The sequence below is a fragment of the Thermus igniterrae ATCC 700962 genome, from assembly GCF_000376265.1.
In the GTDB taxonomy this organism is placed as follows: Bacteria; Deinococcota; Deinococci; order Deinococcales; family Thermaceae; genus Thermus; species Thermus igniterrae.
Genome location: NZ_AQWU01000069.1, coordinates 1 through 14,903, shown reverse-complemented (window position 1 = coordinate 14,903; position 14,903 = coordinate 1). Strand labels below are relative to the sequence as shown.

The 14,903-nt window shown below is 67.5% G+C and carries 16 protein-coding genes and 2 pseudogenes; 11 read left to right on the top strand and 7 right to left on the bottom strand.

Going from position 1 to position 14,903, the window contains the following annotated elements:
- Positions 1-2: 2 nt before the first annotated feature.
- Genes B128_RS0109200 through B128_RS0109175 form a run of 6 tightly spaced genes read right to left on the bottom strand, consistent with a single transcriptional unit; the run spans position 3 to position 5,147 of the window.
- Positions 3-1,511, bottom strand: a complete 1,509-nt coding sequence (locus tag B128_RS0109200; protein WP_018111980.1) for an aldehyde dehydrogenase — start codon at positions 1,509-1,511, stop codon at positions 3-5.
- Positions 1,512-1,520: 9 nt separating this feature from the next.
- Positions 1,521-2,231, bottom strand: a complete 711-nt coding sequence (locus B128_RS0109195) for a 2-keto-4-pentenoate hydratase (protein ID WP_018111979.1) — start codon at positions 2,229-2,231, stop codon at positions 1,521-1,523.
- Complete coding sequence (locus B128_RS0109190) at positions 2,228-2,422, bottom strand: tautomerase family protein (protein ID WP_018111978.1); 195 nt, start codon at positions 2,420-2,422, stop codon at positions 2,228-2,230. The genes B128_RS0109195 and B128_RS0109190 overlap by 4 nt, the downstream gene beginning before the upstream one ends.
- Positions 2,423-2,431: 9 nt before the next feature.
- Positions 2,432-3,475: a 4-hydroxy-2-oxovalerate aldolase gene (dmpG, locus tag B128_RS0109185; protein ID WP_018111977.1), complete on the bottom strand. Its 1,044-nt coding sequence runs from the start codon at positions 3,473-3,475 to the stop codon at positions 2,432-2,434.
- Positions 3,472-4,392 (bottom strand): acetaldehyde dehydrogenase (acetylating), encoded by a 921-nt coding sequence (locus tag B128_RS0109180; protein ID WP_018111976.1) that lies wholly within the window; start codon positions 4,390-4,392, stop codon positions 3,472-3,474. The genes dmpG and B128_RS0109180 overlap by 4 nt, the downstream gene beginning before the upstream one ends.
- On the bottom strand, positions 4,365-5,147 hold the full coding sequence (locus tag B128_RS0109175; protein WP_018111975.1) for an IclR family transcriptional regulator: 783 nt from the start codon (positions 5,145-5,147) through the stop codon (positions 4,365-4,367). Before B128_RS0109175 ends, B128_RS0109180 begins: the two co-directional genes overlap by 28 nt.
- A gap of 196 nt (positions 5,148-5,343) precedes the next feature.
- Between B128_RS0109175 and B128_RS0109170 the strand changes: the two genes are divergently transcribed.
- From B128_RS0109170 to B128_RS0109125, 11 genes and pseudogenes are all read left to right on the top strand, one after another.
- Entirely contained in the window at positions 5,344-5,730 is a 387-nt protein-coding gene (locus tag B128_RS0109170; RefSeq protein ID WP_018111974.1) for a carboxymuconolactone decarboxylase family protein, read from the top strand.
- Complete coding sequence (locus tag B128_RS0109165; protein WP_018111973.1) at positions 5,730-6,701, top strand: catechol 2,3-dioxygenase; 972 nt, start codon at positions 5,730-5,732, stop codon at positions 6,699-6,701. The genes B128_RS0109170 and B128_RS0109165 overlap by 1 nt, the downstream gene beginning before the upstream one ends.
- A gap of 103 nt (positions 6,702-6,804) precedes the next feature.
- The gene (locus tag B128_RS0109160; RefSeq protein WP_018111972.1) at positions 6,805-7,995 is read left to right on the top strand and encodes an ABC transporter substrate-binding protein; all 1,191 of its coding nucleotides are present in this window, start codon (positions 6,805-6,807) and stop codon (positions 7,993-7,995) included.
- Between the two features lie 5 nt (positions 7,996-8,000).
- Positions 8,001-8,864 (top strand): branched-chain amino acid ABC transporter permease, encoded by an 864-nt coding sequence (locus B128_RS0109155; protein WP_018111971.1) that lies wholly within the window; start codon positions 8,001-8,003, stop codon positions 8,862-8,864.
- Positions 8,861-9,814 (top strand): branched-chain amino acid ABC transporter permease, encoded by a 954-nt coding sequence (locus tag B128_RS0109150; protein WP_018111970.1) that lies wholly within the window; start codon positions 8,861-8,863, stop codon positions 9,812-9,814. The genes B128_RS0109155 and B128_RS0109150 overlap by 4 nt, the downstream gene beginning before the upstream one ends.
- A pseudogene (locus B128_RS13465) lies at positions 9,795-10,301 on the top strand (ABC transporter ATP-binding protein); the annotation flags it as partial. The gene B128_RS0109150 and the pseudogene B128_RS13465, both read left to right, overlap by 20 nt.
- An 87-nt stretch (positions 10,302-10,388) precedes the next feature.
- Positions 10,389-11,267, top strand: a complete 879-nt coding sequence (locus B128_RS13460) for an ABC transporter ATP-binding protein (protein WP_425425105.1) — start codon at positions 10,389-10,391, stop codon at positions 11,265-11,267.
- A gap of 12 nt (positions 11,268-11,279) precedes the next feature.
- Positions 11,280-12,617: an aromatic ring-hydroxylating dioxygenase subunit alpha gene (locus B128_RS0109140; protein WP_018111968.1), complete on the top strand. Its 1,338-nt coding sequence runs from the start codon at positions 11,280-11,282 to the stop codon at positions 12,615-12,617.
- A 10-nt stretch (positions 12,618-12,627) separates the two neighbouring features.
- Entirely contained in the window at positions 12,628-13,140 is a 513-nt protein-coding gene (locus B128_RS0109135) for an aromatic-ring-hydroxylating dioxygenase subunit beta (protein ID WP_018111967.1), read from the top strand.
- An 8-nt stretch (positions 13,141-13,148) separates the two neighbouring features.
- Positions 13,149-13,403 (top strand): hypothetical protein, encoded by a 255-nt coding sequence (locus B128_RS0109130; protein ID WP_018111966.1) that lies wholly within the window; start codon positions 13,149-13,151, stop codon positions 13,401-13,403.
- The gene (locus tag B128_RS0109125) at positions 13,396-14,592 is read left to right on the top strand and encodes a 4-hydroxybenzoate 3-monooxygenase (RefSeq protein WP_018111965.1); all 1,197 of its coding nucleotides are present in this window, start codon (positions 13,396-13,398) and stop codon (positions 14,590-14,592) included. Before B128_RS0109130 ends, B128_RS0109125 begins: the two co-directional genes overlap by 8 nt.
- Before the next feature lie 91 nt (positions 14,593-14,683).
- Here B128_RS0109125 and B128_RS12355 read toward each other — a convergent pair.
- A pseudogene (locus B128_RS12355) lies at positions 14,684-14,903 on the bottom strand (transposase); the annotation flags it as partial.

The window sequence follows — 14,903 nt, the reverse complement described above, 5'->3', positions numbered from 1 at the left end:
GTTCATCGGTTGGCGATGCAGACGTTCTTGGTCTCGTAGTAGAACTCGTAGCCGTAGTGGCCACCCTCACGACCGATCCCCGACTGCTTGGCCCCACCAAAGGGTACCCGCAGGTCGCGCACGAACCAGTCGTTCACCCAGACCGTGCCCACCTCGAGGGCCTCGGAGACCCGGAGGACCTGGCCCACATCCCGGCTCTGGACGATGGCGTTGAGGCCGTAGGGGGTGTTGTTGGCCAGGGCAATGGCCTCCTCCTCGGTGTCAAAGGGCATCACCACCACCATGGGCCCGAAGATCTCCTCCTGGCAGACCCGGTCTGTGGGCTTCACGTCCACCACCACCGTGGGCTCCAGGAAATAGCCCTTGTCAAAGGGATGGGAGAGCTCAGGGCGTCTGCCCCCTGTGAGGATGGTGGCGGTCTCCCGGGCGATTTCCACGTAGGCCATCACCTTCTGCAGGTGCTCCTCGGCGATTAAGGCCCCCATCCGGGTCTCGGGGTCCAGGGGGTCCCCCACCTTCAGGGCCTTGGCCGCGGCCACCAGCTTTTCCAGAAAGGGCTCGTAGATGGAGCGTTGGACCAGAAGGCGGGACCCGGCCAGACACACCTCCCCCTGGTTGAAGAAGCTGGCCCGCAGGGTGACCTCCACCGCCCGGTCCAGATCGGCACTCTCAAAGATGAGATTGGGGGCCTTGCCCCCAAGCTCCATGGAGAGGCGCTTCAGGGAGTCGGCGGCGTTCTTCATGATGATTTTGCCGGTGGTGGTCTCCCCGGTGAAGGAGATGAGGCGCACCTCGGGGTGCCGGGTGAGGAGTTCCCCGGCGGAGTCCGGGCCAAACCCGTGGACCACGTTGAAGACCCCCGGGGGTAGCCCGGCCTCGTGGGCGCACCGGGCGAGGAGCCAAGCCCCCAAGGGGGTGAACTCCGCCGGTTTCAGGATGGCCGTGTTGCCGAAAGCTAGGGTGGGGCCGATCTTCCAGGTGGCCAGCATGGAGGGCATGTTCCAGGGGGTGATGAGGGCCGCCACCCCCACGGGGAAGCGGAGCACGTAGTTGACGTAGCCGTTCTCCATGGGGTAGGCCTCGGAGCCATGGGTCACGGCAAAGTCGGCGAAGAACTCTATGTTGTTGGCCATGCGCTCCACGTACCCCAGGCGGTTCTCGTGGATGGGCCGGCCCACGTCCAGGGTCTCCAGGACCTCAAAGACCGGCTTGTACTCCCGGATCTTCTCCGCAAAGCGCCGCAGGTAGGGCCTCCTTTGGCTGGGGGAGAGCCGGCTCCACTTCTGGAAGGCCTCCTTGGCGGCGGCCACCGCGGCCTCCACCTCCTTGGCCCGGCCCTCGGGGGCGGTACCGATCACCTCTGCGGTGGCGGGATAGACCACGGGGAAGCGGTTCTCCCCCGGTACGAACTCGCCCCCGATGTAATGGGCCACCTCCAAGGGGAGGTCAAAGGGAAAACCCAGGGCCTTAAGCCTTTCCAGCGTCTCCCGGTAGAGCTTGGGTTCCACCATACGTCCCTCCTACGTCACCCGGGCAAGGAGAAGAACCCCCTCGCCCCAAAGCTCCAGTACCCCCGGCCTCAAGGGGACGGCAGGGGCGGGGGAGCCGAGGAAGACCACCTGTCCTGCCCTCAGACCCCCCACCCGCTCCGCCAGCCAGGCAAGCCGGGCCCCCGGGTCCCCGAGGGCCTCGAGGGGGCCTTCCGCCACCTTCTCCCCGTTCAGGTAAAGGCGGAGGCTTCCCCTGGGGAGATGGGCAAGACGCCTCAGCCCTAGGAGAAACCCTCCTCCAGAGGTGTTGTCCGCCACCACCTCGGCCAGGGTGAAGCGGTACCCCTCCCACACGGAGTCCAGGATGTCCACGGCCAGGAAGAAGCCTCCCATGGCGGCATGGGCCTGGCCCACCCCAGCCCCAGGGGAAAGGTCGGCCTTGAGGACCACCGCCACCTCGGGCTCTGCCCGGGGCTGGAGGAAGCGGGCAAGGTGCACGCTCTCTAAAAGCATCTCCGGGTGCACCCGGCCCAGGATGGGCTCGGCGATGCCCATCTGCTGCTGTTTGGCCGGGGAGACCAGCCCCAGCTTGTAGCCCTTGAGGGGTCCGGGAAAGAGGGCCTCCTGGATGCGGTAGGCCTCCTCGAGGCCCACCCCCCAGTCCCGGCCCCCCTGGAGGAGACGGCCCGTGGCCCGGGCCTCGCGCACCGCCTCCAAAAGGGCCAGGGCCCCGGGGCTCATGCCCCCTCCCGGTCGGCCAGGAGCACCCCGCCCACGGCCCAGTTCTCCTTAGGAACCTCGTAGAGGATAAGGCGGACCTCTTCCTTATCCTCGCCCAAACGGCGGGCCACCATCTCCGTGAGCCTTTGGGCCAGCTCCCGCTTCTTCTCCAAAGGCCTGCCCTGCAACAGGGTCACCCGCAGCACCACCATACGCCCTCCCTAGTCTGCCAGGGCCCCGGACTCCTTCTCCTTGAGCTCCAGGGCCACCCGCAAAATCCAGTCCTCCTGCCCGGCCACCGCCTGCCGCCGGCCCAGCTCCAGCAGGATGGCCAAGGGGTCCACCCCCAGCTCCCGCCCGATGCGCTTGGCATGGAGGAGGAAGGTGGAGTAGACCCCCGCGTAGCCGATGGCCACGGAGTCCCGGTCCGGGTAGGGTTGGAAGTGCAGGATGGGGCCCATGACGTACTCTGCCGCATCCAACAGTTTGAAGACGTCCAGGCCCGGGTTAAGGCCCACCTTGTCCAAAACCGCGGCCAGCACCTCCGTAGCCGCGTTCCCCGCCCCCGCCCCGTAGCCCCTCAGCGTCCCGTCCACCCAGTCGGCTCCCGCAGCCAAGGCAGCCAGGGTGTTGCCTATGGCCAGGCCCAGGTTGTTGTGGGCGTGGAAGCCCACCTTGGCCCGGGTAAGCGCCCCCTTCAGGGCCCGCACCCGGGCGTAGGCCTCGCTGGGGAGCATGGCCCCGGCGGAGTCCACGATGTAGACCACGTCCGCCCCGTAGCCCTCCATCAAAAGGGCCTGCTCCGCCAGGAACTCCGGCGGGCGCATGTGGCTCATCATCAGGAAACCCACCGCCTCCAGGCCCATCTCCTTGGCCATGCCGAAGTGCTGCTCGGAGATGTCGGCCTCGGTGCACTGGGTGGCGATGCGCACCATCTGGATTCCCGCCGCCACCGCCTCCTTGAGCTCCTTGCGGGTGCCGATGCCGGGAAGCAGCAAGGCCGCCACCTTGGCCCTTTGCACCACCTCCCGCACCGCCCGGATGAGCTCCATCTCCTCGGTGCGGGAGAAGCCGTACTGCAGGGAGGACCCCCCGAGCCCGTCCCCGTGGGAGACCTCTATGGCGTACACCCCGGCCTCGTCCAGGGCCCTGGCGATGGCCCGGGCCTCCTCCGGGGTGTACTGGTGGCGGTGGGCGTGGGAGCCGTCCCGCAGGGTGGTATCCACCACCACCGGGGGCCTGGCCCCTTCCAGGCTCCAGCTCATGCCCGCACCTCCTCCGCGCTCCTGCCCAACAGGTGCTGGGCGAAGACCTCCCCCACCCGCCGGGCGGAGGCGGTCATGATGTCCAGGTTGCCGGCGTACCTGGGCAGGTAGTCCCCCGCCCCCTCCACCTCCAGGAGCATGGAGACCACGGTGCGCTCCCCCCAAGGGGTGGGCAGGCGTTCAAAGACGGGATCCGCCTTAAGCCGGTACCCGGGCACGTAGGCCTGCACCTCCGCCTCCATGGCCCGCACGCTGGCCACCACCGCCTCGCGGTCCGGGGGCTCTTCCGCGGGAATGACCCGCACGGTGTTGGTCATGAGGATGGGGGGCTCCGCCGGGTTCAAGATGATGATGGCCTTGCCCCTCTCCGCCCCCCCGATGGCCTCCAGGCCCCGGGCGGTAGTGAAGGTGAACTCATCGATGTTCTGCCGGGTCCCTGGCCCCGCCGAACGGGAGGCCACCGTGGAGACCATCTCCGCGTAGCGCAGGGGGGCCACCCGGTGCACGGCATGGACCAGGGGAATGGTGGCCTGCCCCCCACAGGTGATGAGGTTCACGTTGTCCTTGTCCAGGTGCTCCTTGAGGTTCACCGGGGGGACCACGTAGGGCCCCCGGGCCGCCGGGGTGAGGTCAATGGCGATCTTCCCCGCCTCGCGCAACAGCTTGGCGTGGCGCACGTGGGCCTTGGCGCTGGTGGCATCAAAGACGATGCGGATCTCCGGCCTCTCCAGGAGGTAGGCGATCCCCTCGGGGCTGGCTTCGAGGCCCAGGGCCCTGGCCCGGGCCAGCCCCTCGGAGGCCGGGTCTATGCCCACCACCGCCACCAGCTCCATGTGCCCCGGGCTCTTCAGGAGCTTGTACATCAGGTCCGTGCCGATGTTGCCAGACCCTAGGATCGCCACCTTGACCTTGTCCATGCCTCCTCCCCCATGTAGCCAAGCCGCTCGGAAACCTGCCGGGTCGCCTCCAGAACACTCCTCCGGTACTCCTCCTTCAATTGCTGGAACCGGTAAAAGGGCACGGAGAGGCTTAAGGCTGCCACCACCTCCCCCGTGTGGTCCCGGATGGGGGCGGCCACGCAACAGAGCTCCGGCACCACCTCCTCTATGTCGTAGGCGTACCCCCGTTCCCGCACCGCCTGGAGCTCCGTCCTGAGCTCGTCCAGGGTGGTGATGGTGTTGGGGGTAAAGGCGGGCATGCCGCGCTCGGCCATGATCCTCTCCACCTCCTCCCAGGGGCGGAAGGCCAGGAGCACTTTGCCCACGGCACTGCAGTGGGCGGGAAGCTCCACCCCCACCCCCGTGTTCACCACCCGCACCGCCCGGGTGCCCTCCAGCTTCTCCACGTACACCACCCGACCGCACTCCAACACCGCCAGGTGGGTGGTCTCCCCGAAGCGGGCCACCAGCTCCTCCATGGCCCTCCGGGCCTCCATGCGCCAGGAGCTGGTGGAAAGGAGCACCTGGGAAAGGGCCAGGATCCGCCACCCCAGCCGGTACCTTCCCTCCCGGGTCCGCTTCAAGAACCCGATCTGGACCAGGGTGGCCAGAAGGGCGTGGGCGCTGGACTTGGGGATGCCCAGGGCCTTAGCCACCTCGCTTACCCCCCACTCGGGATGCTCCCGGGTGAAGAGCTCCAACACCTCCCCCACCTTCTGCACCGTCCCCAGCATGGGCCTCACCTCCGAGGGTAGCGGGCCAGGATACCTTGGCCGATAGGTCTTTTCAGCATATCCGAACAGTCTGTTCCGTATAGGCGAACGCATGGCTTGCCTCGGGGGAAAACCCCCACCTAAGGTGAAGGGCAAACACCCGAGGCTTTCTGCCCTTCAGAAGGAGGTCAACACGGTGTCCAGTCTGCCCTTGAACATGCCCCCCGAGGAGTTGGAGCGCCTTAGAGAGCGCTACCGCGAGCTCATCGGCTTCGTGCCCCCCCGGATCCAGGCCCGCACCGACCTGCTGGCCCGCCTGGACCCCGAGACCCTGAGGATGCAAGAGGAGCTCCGCGCCCGACTCATGTACCCCCCTTGCTTTGACGTGAAGACGGCCCAGCTCATGCTCTTCGGCATGCTCCTCATGGACCTTTCCGACGCTGCCCGGCTCCATGCCATCGCCGCCCGCCGGGCCGGGGCCAGCTATGAGGAGCTCAACGCCGTGGTGGGGCTGGCCTTCCTCTTTAGGGGCCTACCCGCCGCCAACCGCGGGGCGGAGGTGATCCAGGAAATTCTGCGCATGGAGGAGGAAGGGAGGCTCTGATGGAAGGGTTTGACATCGTACAGCTGGCCCACGCGGAGATCTACAGCCCCAACCCCGAGGGGACCCTCTGGTTCTTCACCGAGCTTCTGGGCATGGAGGTAACGGCCCGGGAAGGCCAGTCCGTCTACCTGAGGGCCTACGAGGACTGGTACCACCACAGCCTCAAGATCACCGAGGCTAAGGAGGCCGGGCTGGGACACATCGCCTGGCGGGCCGCTTCCCCCGAGGCCCTGGAGCACCGGGTACAGGCCATTGAGGCCACGGGGCTCGGCCAGGGCTGGACGGAGGGTGACCTGGGCCACGGCCCCGCCTACCGCTTCCGCACCCCGGACGGGCACCTGATGGAGCTCCTCTTTGAGGTGGCCTACTACGAGGCGCCGCCGGAGAAGCGGAGCAAGCTGAAAAACCGCCCCTCCAAGCGCCCCCTAAGGGGCGTGCCCGTGCGTCGCATTGACCACGTGAATTGCCTCTGCGCCGAGGTTACCCCCAACCGCCGCTTCTTTGAGGAGGTCCTGGGCTTCCGGCTCCGGGAGCAGAAGGTGCGGGGCGAGGGGGAAGAGCTTGGGGCCTGGCTCTCGGTGAGCCCCTTAGTGCACGAGATCGGCCTCATGCGGGATGCCACGGGCTCTAAGGGCCGCTTCCACCACATCGCCTTCTGGTACGGGTACCCCCAGCACCTCATGGACCTGGCCGACCTGTGCATGGACTACGACGTGCGCATTGAGGCCGGCCCGGGCAAGCACGGCACCACCCAGGCCTACTTCATGTACGTCTTTGAGCCTGGGGGCACCCGGGTGGAGCTCTTTGGGGACACCGGCTACCTCATCTTTGACCCCACCTGGAAGACCGTGGTCTGGGATGTGACCAACGTGAACGACCTGGAAAAGAGCACCATCTGGTTCGGAGGGCAGTTGCCGGAGACCTTCTATACCTATGGCACCCCTCCGGTGCGGGAAAGGGCTGGGGTATAGAACGGGGGGCAACCCTAGGGGACTCTGGTTTGGTAGACACGATTGTTGACATTTTGGACGAAGATCTGCTAGGGTGGGGCCAAGAACCCAAAGGAGGACGAAAATGGGCAAGGTCAACCGGAGGCAGCTGGTCAAAGCAGGGCTTGGGCTTGCGGGGCTAGCGGTTTCCTCCCGCTTCTCCTTCGCCATCGCCCAGCGAGAGGAGCCCATCCGCATCGGGGTGGTGCTCTCCTACTCTGGCCCCTATGCGCGACTTGGGCAGGAGATCACCCGGGGCATGGAGCTCTACCTGGAAAGGGTGGACTACCAGGCGGGAGGGCGTCGGATCCAGCTCCTCAAGGAGGACGAGGAAGCCGACCCCGCCGTGGCCGTGCGGAAGGTGCGCAAGCTGGTGGAGCAGGACCGGGTACACCTCCTTGCGGGCATCATCCTTTCCTCCTCGGCCTACGGCATCCGGGACTATGTGCACGAGCGGCAGATCCCCTTGGTGGTGGCCAACGCCGCCGCCAACGGCATCACCCGGGAGCGCCGTAGCCCCTACATCTTCCGCACCTCCATCAGCGCCTGGCAGCAACACTACCCCATGGGCCCCTGGGTGGCCAGAAACGTGGGCAAGCGGGTCTTTCTGCTGGCCCTGGACTATGCCTTTGGCAAGGAGGCCACCGCCGCCTTCAAGGAGGGCTTCCTGGCCTCGGGGGGCGAGCCGGTAGCCGAGGTATACGTTCCCCTGGGGAGCACGGATTACAGCGCCGTGATCTCCCGCATCGCCGCCGCCCGGCCCGAGGCGGTGTTCGCCGTCCTTTCGGGTAGCGATGCGGTGATCTTCATGCGCCAGTTCGTCCAGTTCGGCCTGAACCGCACCGTGCAGCTGGCAGTGAGCGGGGAGGTCACGGACGAAAACGTCCTCGAGGCCATCGGGGACGCAGCCATCGGGGCCAAGAGCGGGGACCACTGGGTCTACACCCTCAACAACTCGGCCAACCGGGAGTTCATCCGCGCCTACCGCCAGAAGTACGGGGGCGTGCCCAACCACTTCGCCGTGCGGGGCTACGACGCCATGCAGTTCATCGTGGGGGCCCTGAACGACGTGCAGGGGGACGTGGGCAACAAAAGCCGCCTCCTCACCGCCTTCAAGAACGCCAAGATCATCAGTCCCCGGGGCTTCGTGCAGATTGACCCAGAGACCAACAACGCCACCCAGCACGTCTACGCCCGGGAGGTGGCGCGCATTGACGGCGTCCTCACCAACCGCCTCATCGCCGACCTGGGGGTAATCCGCGACCCCGGCAAGTAGCGGTCATGGCCCTCCTCCTCCTGACCCAGCTTCTCAACAGCCTGGCCTTCGCCATGCTCCTTTTCCTCCTGGCCCTGGGGCTTTCCCTCATCTTTGGGGTAGCCCGGGTGGTGAACCTGGCCCACGGGGCCTTCTACATGCTGGGGGCCTACCTGGGCCTGGTCCTGACCAACGCCCTGGGCAACTTCTGGCTGGCCCTCCTCCTGGTACCCCTGGGGGTAGGCCTCCTGGGGGTGGCGGTGGAGCGGTTCCTCCTCCGGGGGCTCCACGGCCGGGAGCTGGAGCAAGTGCTCCTCACCATCGGCCTGGGCTTCGTGATCGCCGACCTCCTGCGCGGGGTCTTCGGGGCGGCCATCCGTTCTGTGCCCCCACCCCCGGAGCTCTCGGGCCCCCTCTTCCTGGGGGCCTTCCTCTACCCCAAGTACCCCCTCTTCGTCCTGGGCCTGGGGGTGGCCCTCTTCCTGGCCGTGCGCCTGGTGCTGGCCCGGACCCCCTTCGGCATCCAGGTGCGGGCGGTGACCGCTGACCCGGACATGGCCAGTGCCCTGGCCGTGCCCCCGGCCCGGGTGAGCCTCCTTACCTTCGGGGTGGGGACGGCCCTAGCCGGCCTCGGCGGCGTGGTGGGGGCTCCCCTCATCGCCCTGGCCCCCGGTCTGGACGCCCAGATGACCCTCTTCGCCCTGATCGTGGTGGTGATCGGGGGGCTTGGACGGATAGAGGGCGCCTTCTGGGGCGCCCTCCTGGTGGGGGTGGTGGACGGGTTTGGGCGGCTTTTCCTCCCCCAGGCGGCCATGTTCCTCATCTTCGCCCTGATGGCCCTGGTCCTGGCCCTGAAGCCTGAGGGCCTCCTTGGACGGAGGGTCGCATGATGGCCTGGATACCGCAAAAGGCCCTGAAGGAATGGCGGCGAGGCCTCCCCTGGCTCATGCGAGGAGGGCTTTGGCTCCTCTTCCTGGCCCCCCTTTTGGTCCAGGGCTACACCCTCTACCTGGCCACCGAGGCCGCCCTCTTCGGCCTGGCAGCGGTGGCCCTGAGCTTTCTCCTGGGCCACGGGGGCATCCCCTCCCTGGGCCAGGCGGCCTTCCTGGGCCTTGGGGCCTACGCGGTAGGCCTCAGCCTGAAGGCCGGGCTCCCCCTGGCCCTGGGACTCCTGGTGGCCCCGGCGGTGGCGGCCCTCTACGCCCTTCTGACCGGCCTGCTCCTTTTCCGCACCCACGGCATCTTCGTCCTCATGCTCACCCTGGCCTTCGGGCAGATGGTCTACTCCGTGGCCCACAAGTGGAACGCGGTCACCGGCGGAGACGACGGGCTGAGCCTCCAGGGAACAGGCCTGAGCCCAACCCTCCTGCACCTGGGGGCCCTGGGCCTGCTGGTCCTCGCGGTGGCGGGCCTCCGCCTCCTCCTGCAAAGCCCCTATGGGAAGACCCTCGAGGCCATCCGCCAAAACGAGGAGAAGGTGCGCTCCTTGGGGGTGCCGGCCTTTTACTACAAGCTCTGGGCCTACGTCCTGACCGGGGCCCTCACCGGGCTGGCCGGAGCTGGGGTGGCCTTGCACCGCACCTTCGTCAGTCCCCACGACCTCTTCTGGCTCACCTCCGCCACCCTGATGGTCATGGTGCTCCTGGGGGGAAGCCGGGGGCTTTTCGGGGCGGCCTTCGGGGCCCTCCTGTACACCTTCGTCCAGGCCTGGGTCAGCTCCTTCACGGAGCTGTGGGGCCTTTTCGTGGGCGGCCTGCTCATCCTCACTGTCCTCTTCGCCCGCGAGGGGCTGTGGCCGCTTTTGGAACGCAAGCTGGGGGGTGGGCGTGGAAGCGCTTAGGGTGGAGAAGGTCAGCAAGGCCTTCGGGGGCATCCTGGCCCTGACGGGGATCCACCTTTCCGTCCAGCGGGGGGAACGCCGGGCGGTGATCGGCCCTAACGGGGCGGGAAAGAGCACGCTCTTCAAGGTCATCTCCGGGGAACTCAAGCCCGACCAGGGACGGGTCTTCCTGGGTGGCCGGGAGGTCACCGGCCTGCCCCAGGAGCGGGTGGCCCGCCTGGGCCTAGGCCGCACCTTCCAGCGCTCCAGCGTCCTGCCCGAGCTGGCGGTCTGGGAGAACGTGGCCCTGGCCCGGCAGGCCGCCACGGGGCAGAGCCGGGTCTTCCACCAGCCCCTGGCCACGGACGCCCGGGTGGAGGAGGTGCTGGAGCAAGTAGGCCTCTCCGGCCGGGCAGAGGACCCGGCGGGAGCCCTTTCCCACGGGGAAAAGCGCCAGCTGGAAATCGCCATGGCCCTGGTGCAAGACCCCCAGGTCCTCCTCCTGGACGAGCCCCTGGCGGGGCTTTCCGGGGCTGAGCGGGAGCGCATCGGGCAGCTGATCCTAGGCCTGGACCCGGGGATAACCGTCCTCCTGGTGGAGCACGACCTGGAGTACGCCCTACGCTTCGCCCACCGGGTGACCGTGCTTCACTACGGCCAGGTGGTAGCCGAGGGGGACCCCGAGGCCGTGCGGGAAAACCCCGAGGTGCAGGAGATCTACGTGGGGAGTGGGGGTGCCCTCGAGGCCCCCCCGGAGGACGCTTCCGGGGGGGCAGGCCAGGAGACGGTGCTGGAGGTGGAGGGCCTGGTGGCAGGCTACGGGGGAATGCGGGTCCTCAACGGCGTTCACCTCCGGGTGCGGCGGGGGGAGGTGGTGGCCCTCCTGGGCCGCAACGGCATGGGCAAGACCACCCTCCTTTGCACCTTGATGGGCCTCGTGCCCCTAAAGGGCGGCGAGGTACGCCTGGCCGGCAAGCCCCTCGGCCATCTTGCCGCCCACCGCCGGGCGGAGCTGGGCCTAGCCCTGGTGCCCCAGGGACGGCGCATGTTTGACGGCCTGAACGTGGAGGAGGAGCTGCGCCTAGCCGCCTGGGGGAGCCGCGGCCCCTGGACCGTGGAGCGGGTCCTCGAGGTCTTCCCCCGGCTGGCCGAGCGGCGCAAAAGCCCTTCCAAAGCCCTCTCCGGAGGGGAGCAGCAGATGGTGGCCATCGCCCGCGCCCTGTTGCGCAACCCCAGCCTGCTCCTCATGGACGAGCCCACCGAGGGGCTTTCCCCCCTCATGGTCCGGCAGGTGGCCGAGGTGGTGCGCACCCTGAAGCGGGAGGGAGAGACAGTGCTCCTGGCCGAGCAGAACGTCCAGATGGCCCTTTCGGTGGCCGACCGAGTCTACATCCTGGAGCACGGAGGCATCGTCTGGGAGGGAAGCCCCTGGGAGGCCACCGAGGCGGTACTCCACCGGTACTTGGGCGTGTAGGAGGTGGTGGCGATGGGAAGCGGCAAGACCGCAAAGGGCATGGAAAGGGTGCCCAGGCTCCTTCGGGAACTGGCCGAGGGCCTCGAGGAAGGCCTGGTGCCCGCGGGAATCCTCAACGACCCCGAGATCTTTGAGCTGGAGAAGGAGCGCATCTTCTCCCGTTCCTGGATCTACCTGGCCCACGCCTCGGAGGTGCCAAGCCCCGGGGACTACGTCCTCCGCTACATCCTCAATAACGCCTTTATCGTGGTACGGGGAGAGGACGGACAGGTACGTGCCTTCCTGGACATGTGCCGCCACCGGGGGATGCGGGTTTGCCGGGCGGAGGCGGGCAACGCCAGCCACTTCCGCTGCCCCTTCCACGGCTGGACCTACCGCAACGACGGGACCCTGGTGGGGGTACCCGCGGAGCGGGAAGCCTTCGGCGAGGGGTTCAACAAGGCGGAGTGGGGCCTGGTGCCCATCCCCAAGCTGGCGGAGTTTGACGGCCTCATCTTCGGCAACCTGGACCCCGAGGCCCCTTCCCTCGAGGCCTGGCTTGGAGACGCCCGCTGGTACCTGGAGCTGGTAACCAAGAGGAGCCCCCAGGGCCTGGAGGTCCTGGGCCCACCCCAGCGCTTCGTGGTGAACACCGACTGGAAGCTGGCCCTGGAGACCTTTATCAGCGACAGCTACCACACCCTCATGACCCACCGCTCCATGATTGAGCTGGGCATCGCCCCCCGGGACGCCAAGTACGCCATGTACGGGGAGCAGATCCACATCCCGGGCAAGGGGCACGGGACCATGGTGGTGGGTGGCCCCCCCGGGGCCAAGCTCCCCCCTTTCTGGGGCTACCCAGAGGAGATGATGGAGCGGGCCAGGACCTCCTACCCCACCCGGGAGCAGTGGGAGGTGGCGCGGGAAACCCGCATCTTCCTCATCACCCTCTTCCCCAACTTCTCCCTGCACAACCCCATCCGCAAACCCGACCACCGCTACCCCACACCCGTGCCCATGCTGACCTTCAGGGTCTGGCATCCCCTGGGCCCGGGACGCATAGAGATCTTCTCCTGGGGCATGGTGGAGAAGGACGCCCCCGAGTGGTTCAAGGAGAAGGCCCGCCACTCCTACCTGCGCTTCTTCGGCTCCTCGGGCACCTTTGAACAGGACGACACGGAGATCTGGTCCCACGTAGCCCAAAACGCTGGAAGCACCCTGGGCCGCCGGCTCCGCTTCAACTACCAGATGGGACAGAACGTGGCCCCCGACCCCAACTGGCCCGGGCCCGGGGTGGCCTATCCCATCAACTTCACCGACGAGAACCTGCGCAACTTCTACCGGCGTTACCTGGAGCTGATGCTGGGCTGAGGAGGGAAGCATGGACATCACCCGGGAAGTCCTGGAATTCCTCTACCGGGAAGCCGAACTCCTGGACGAGGGGCGCTACCGGGAGTGGCTCTCCCTCACCACCGAGGACGTCCTCTACCAGGTGCCCGTGCGCCTCACCCGGGAACGTCCTCCGGAGGGGGGCTACGGGGGGGTGAGCGAGCGGATGTTCCACCTGGACGAGGACCGCACCTCCTTAGAGATGCGGGTGGCCCGTCTGGAGACCGGCTTTGCCTGGGCGGAAGACCCGCCTTCCCGCCTGCGCCACTTTGTCACCAACGTACGGGTGGGAGAACCCAAGCCCACGGAGCGGGGAGAGGAGGTGGAGGTGCGCTCCAACCTGCTGGTCTTCCGCAGCCGCTGGGACCGGCCCGAGTACACCTTCCTGTCCGCCGAGCGGCGGGACCTCCTCCGCCGGGAAAACGGCACCTGGAAGCTGGCCCGAAGGGTGGTGATCCTGGACCAGAGCACCCTGCCCACCCACAACCTCAGCTTCTTCCTTTAGGAGGCCCAATGATCACCCTCACCAACGAGTTCACCACCGTGACCATAGAGAAGGTCCGTACCGGCAACGGGGAACGCCTTCGCATAAGCGCTCCAAGGTTGGGATACAGCATCGACCTGGACCCCCTGGAGCTGGAGGCCCTCACCTGGCAGACGGTGGAGACCTTCTCCCGCCTCCTCCACACCCCCTACGGCCCCGAGGAGGAGGGGGTGGAGGTGCGGCCCTTCTCGGACCTGGTCCTCTTCGGGGGAGAGAATGCGTAGGGTACAGGTGGCCATCGTGGGAGCCGGGCCTGCCGGCCTCCTCCTGGCCCACCTCCTGCGGCGGGCTGGGGTGGAGGCGGTGGTCCTCGAGGCCCGTAGCCGCGCCTATCTGGAAACCAGTCCCCACCGCATCCGGGCGGGCGTCCTGGAGTGGGGCACCAAGGAAATCGCCCTGCGGGCGGGGGTAGGGGAGCGAATGCTCCAAGAAGGGCTGGAGCACCGGGGGGTATACTTGGCCTTCCACGGGGAAGCCCTTCACCTGGACTTCCTCGCCCTTTCGGGGAAGACCATCTGGGTCTACGGCCAGCAGTACCTGGTGCGGGACATGATCCGCCACCACCTGGAGGCCGGGGGAGAAATCCTCTTTGAGCACGAGGTGGTGGGCCTGGAAGGCCTGGAGGAGGCCCCGGTGCTCCTCTACCGCACTCCCGAGGGGAGAGAAGGGCGCCTGGCCTCGGAGTTCGTCGTAGGGGCAGACGGCTCCCATAGCCTGGCCCGCCAGCACCTCCCTGGGGCCAGGGTCCAGCAAAAGACCTACCCTTTTGCCTGGCTGGGCATCCTGGCGGAGACCCCGCCCGCCGCCGAGGAGCTGATCTACGCCAGCCATCCCCGGGGCTTCGCCCTCTTCAGCATGCGCTCCCCCACCCTCTCGCGGAACTACCTGCAGGTGAGGCCAGACGAAAAGCTGGAAGCGTGGCCGGAGGAGCGCATCTGGGAGGAGCTCAACTGGCGCCTGGAAGGGGTGGCCGAGGTGAAGCCGGGGCCCCTTTTGGAAAAGAGCCTTACCCCCATGCGCTCCCTGGTGGTGGAGCCCATGCAGTACGGGCGCTTCTTCCTGGTGGGGGACGCCGCCCACGTGGTACCCCCCACGGGGGCCAAGGGGATGAACCTGGCCTTTTGCGATGTAGCCGTGCTCTGCCGGGCCCTTCTGGCCTACTACCAGGAGGGGGACTCTAGCCTCCTCAACCGCTACACCCAAGACGCCCTCCGCCACGTGTGGCAGGCGGAGCTCTTCTCCTACTGGATGACCACCCTCCTCCACACCCTGGAAGACCCCTTTGAAGAGGCCCTGCGCCAGGCCAAGCTGCGCCACCTTCGGGAAAGCCCCCACCTGCAACGCTTCCTGGCGGAAAACTACGTGGGCCTCTACACCAGCGGGCGGTACGCCGACACCCTTCTCCACGTTTGAGAAAGGCAAACCCGCATCTGGACAAAGCCGGGCCCGCCCGTTATCCTCAAACCCAAAGCCCCCTTTTCGGATATTCACCTGCGTACTCACCTCACGCCACCGCCCGCAACACCCGGGTGATGGGCAGACCCGCCTGCCCAAGAAGCTGGGCCACCACGCTCCAGGCCATCACCCAAGCTTCCACTTGCAGGGCCACCGCCTTCAGCCCCCGTACCCTCCCCACCGCCCCCACCAGCCCCATCGGCCCCTTCAGCAGACCAAAGACCGTCTCCAGCTCCCACCGCCGCCCCAAAAGCCTCCGGTACGCACCT

Excerpts from the sequence above, each read along its gene's own strand:
- B128_RS0109190 (WP_018111978.1), bottom strand. The coding sequence starts at position 2,422 with ATGGTGGTGCTGCGGGTGACCCTGTTGCAGGGCAGGCCTTTGGAGAAG.
- B128_RS0109155 (WP_018111971.1), top strand. The coding sequence starts at position 8,001 with ATGGCCCTCCTCCTCCTGACCCAGCTTCTCAACAGCCTGGCCTTCGCC.
- B128_RS0109175 (WP_018111975.1), bottom strand. The coding sequence starts at position 5,147 with ATGCTGGGGACGGTGCAGAAGGTGGGGGAGGTGTTGGAGCTCTTCACC.
- B128_RS0109150 (WP_018111970.1), top strand. The coding sequence starts at position 8,861 with ATGATGGCCTGGATACCGCAAAAGGCCCTGAAGGAATGGCGGCGAGGC.
- B128_RS0109195 (WP_018111979.1), bottom strand. The coding sequence starts at position 2,231 with ATGAGCCCCGGGGCCCTGGCCCTTTTGGAGGCGGTGCGCGAGGCCCGG.
- B128_RS0109170 (WP_018111974.1), top strand. The coding sequence starts at position 5,344 with ATGCCCCCCGAGGAGTTGGAGCGCCTTAGAGAGCGCTACCGCGAGCTC.
- B128_RS0109135 (WP_018111967.1), top strand. The coding sequence starts at position 12,628 with ATGGACATCACCCGGGAAGTCCTGGAATTCCTCTACCGGGAAGCCGAA.
- B128_RS0109140 (WP_018111968.1), top strand. The coding sequence starts at position 11,280 with ATGGGAAGCGGCAAGACCGCAAAGGGCATGGAAAGGGTGCCCAGGCTC.
- B128_RS0109130 (WP_018111966.1), top strand. The coding sequence starts at position 13,149 with ATGATCACCCTCACCAACGAGTTCACCACCGTGACCATAGAGAAGGTC.
- B128_RS0109125 (WP_018111965.1), top strand. The coding sequence starts at position 13,396 with ATGCGTAGGGTACAGGTGGCCATCGTGGGAGCCGGGCCTGCCGGCCTC.
- B128_RS0109200 (WP_018111980.1), bottom strand. The coding sequence starts at position 1,511 with ATGGTGGAACCCAAGCTCTACCGGGAGACGCTGGAAAGGCTTAAGGCC.
- dmpG (WP_018111977.1), bottom strand. The coding sequence starts at position 3,475 with ATGAGCTGGAGCCTGGAAGGGGCCAGGCCCCCGGTGGTGGTGGATACC.
- B128_RS0109180 (WP_018111976.1), bottom strand. The coding sequence starts at position 4,392 with ATGGACAAGGTCAAGGTGGCGATCCTAGGGTCTGGCAACATCGGCACG.
- B128_RS0109165 (WP_018111973.1), top strand. The coding sequence starts at position 5,730 with ATGGAAGGGTTTGACATCGTACAGCTGGCCCACGCGGAGATCTACAGC.
- B128_RS0109160 (WP_018111972.1), top strand. The coding sequence starts at position 6,805 with ATGGGCAAGGTCAACCGGAGGCAGCTGGTCAAAGCAGGGCTTGGGCTT.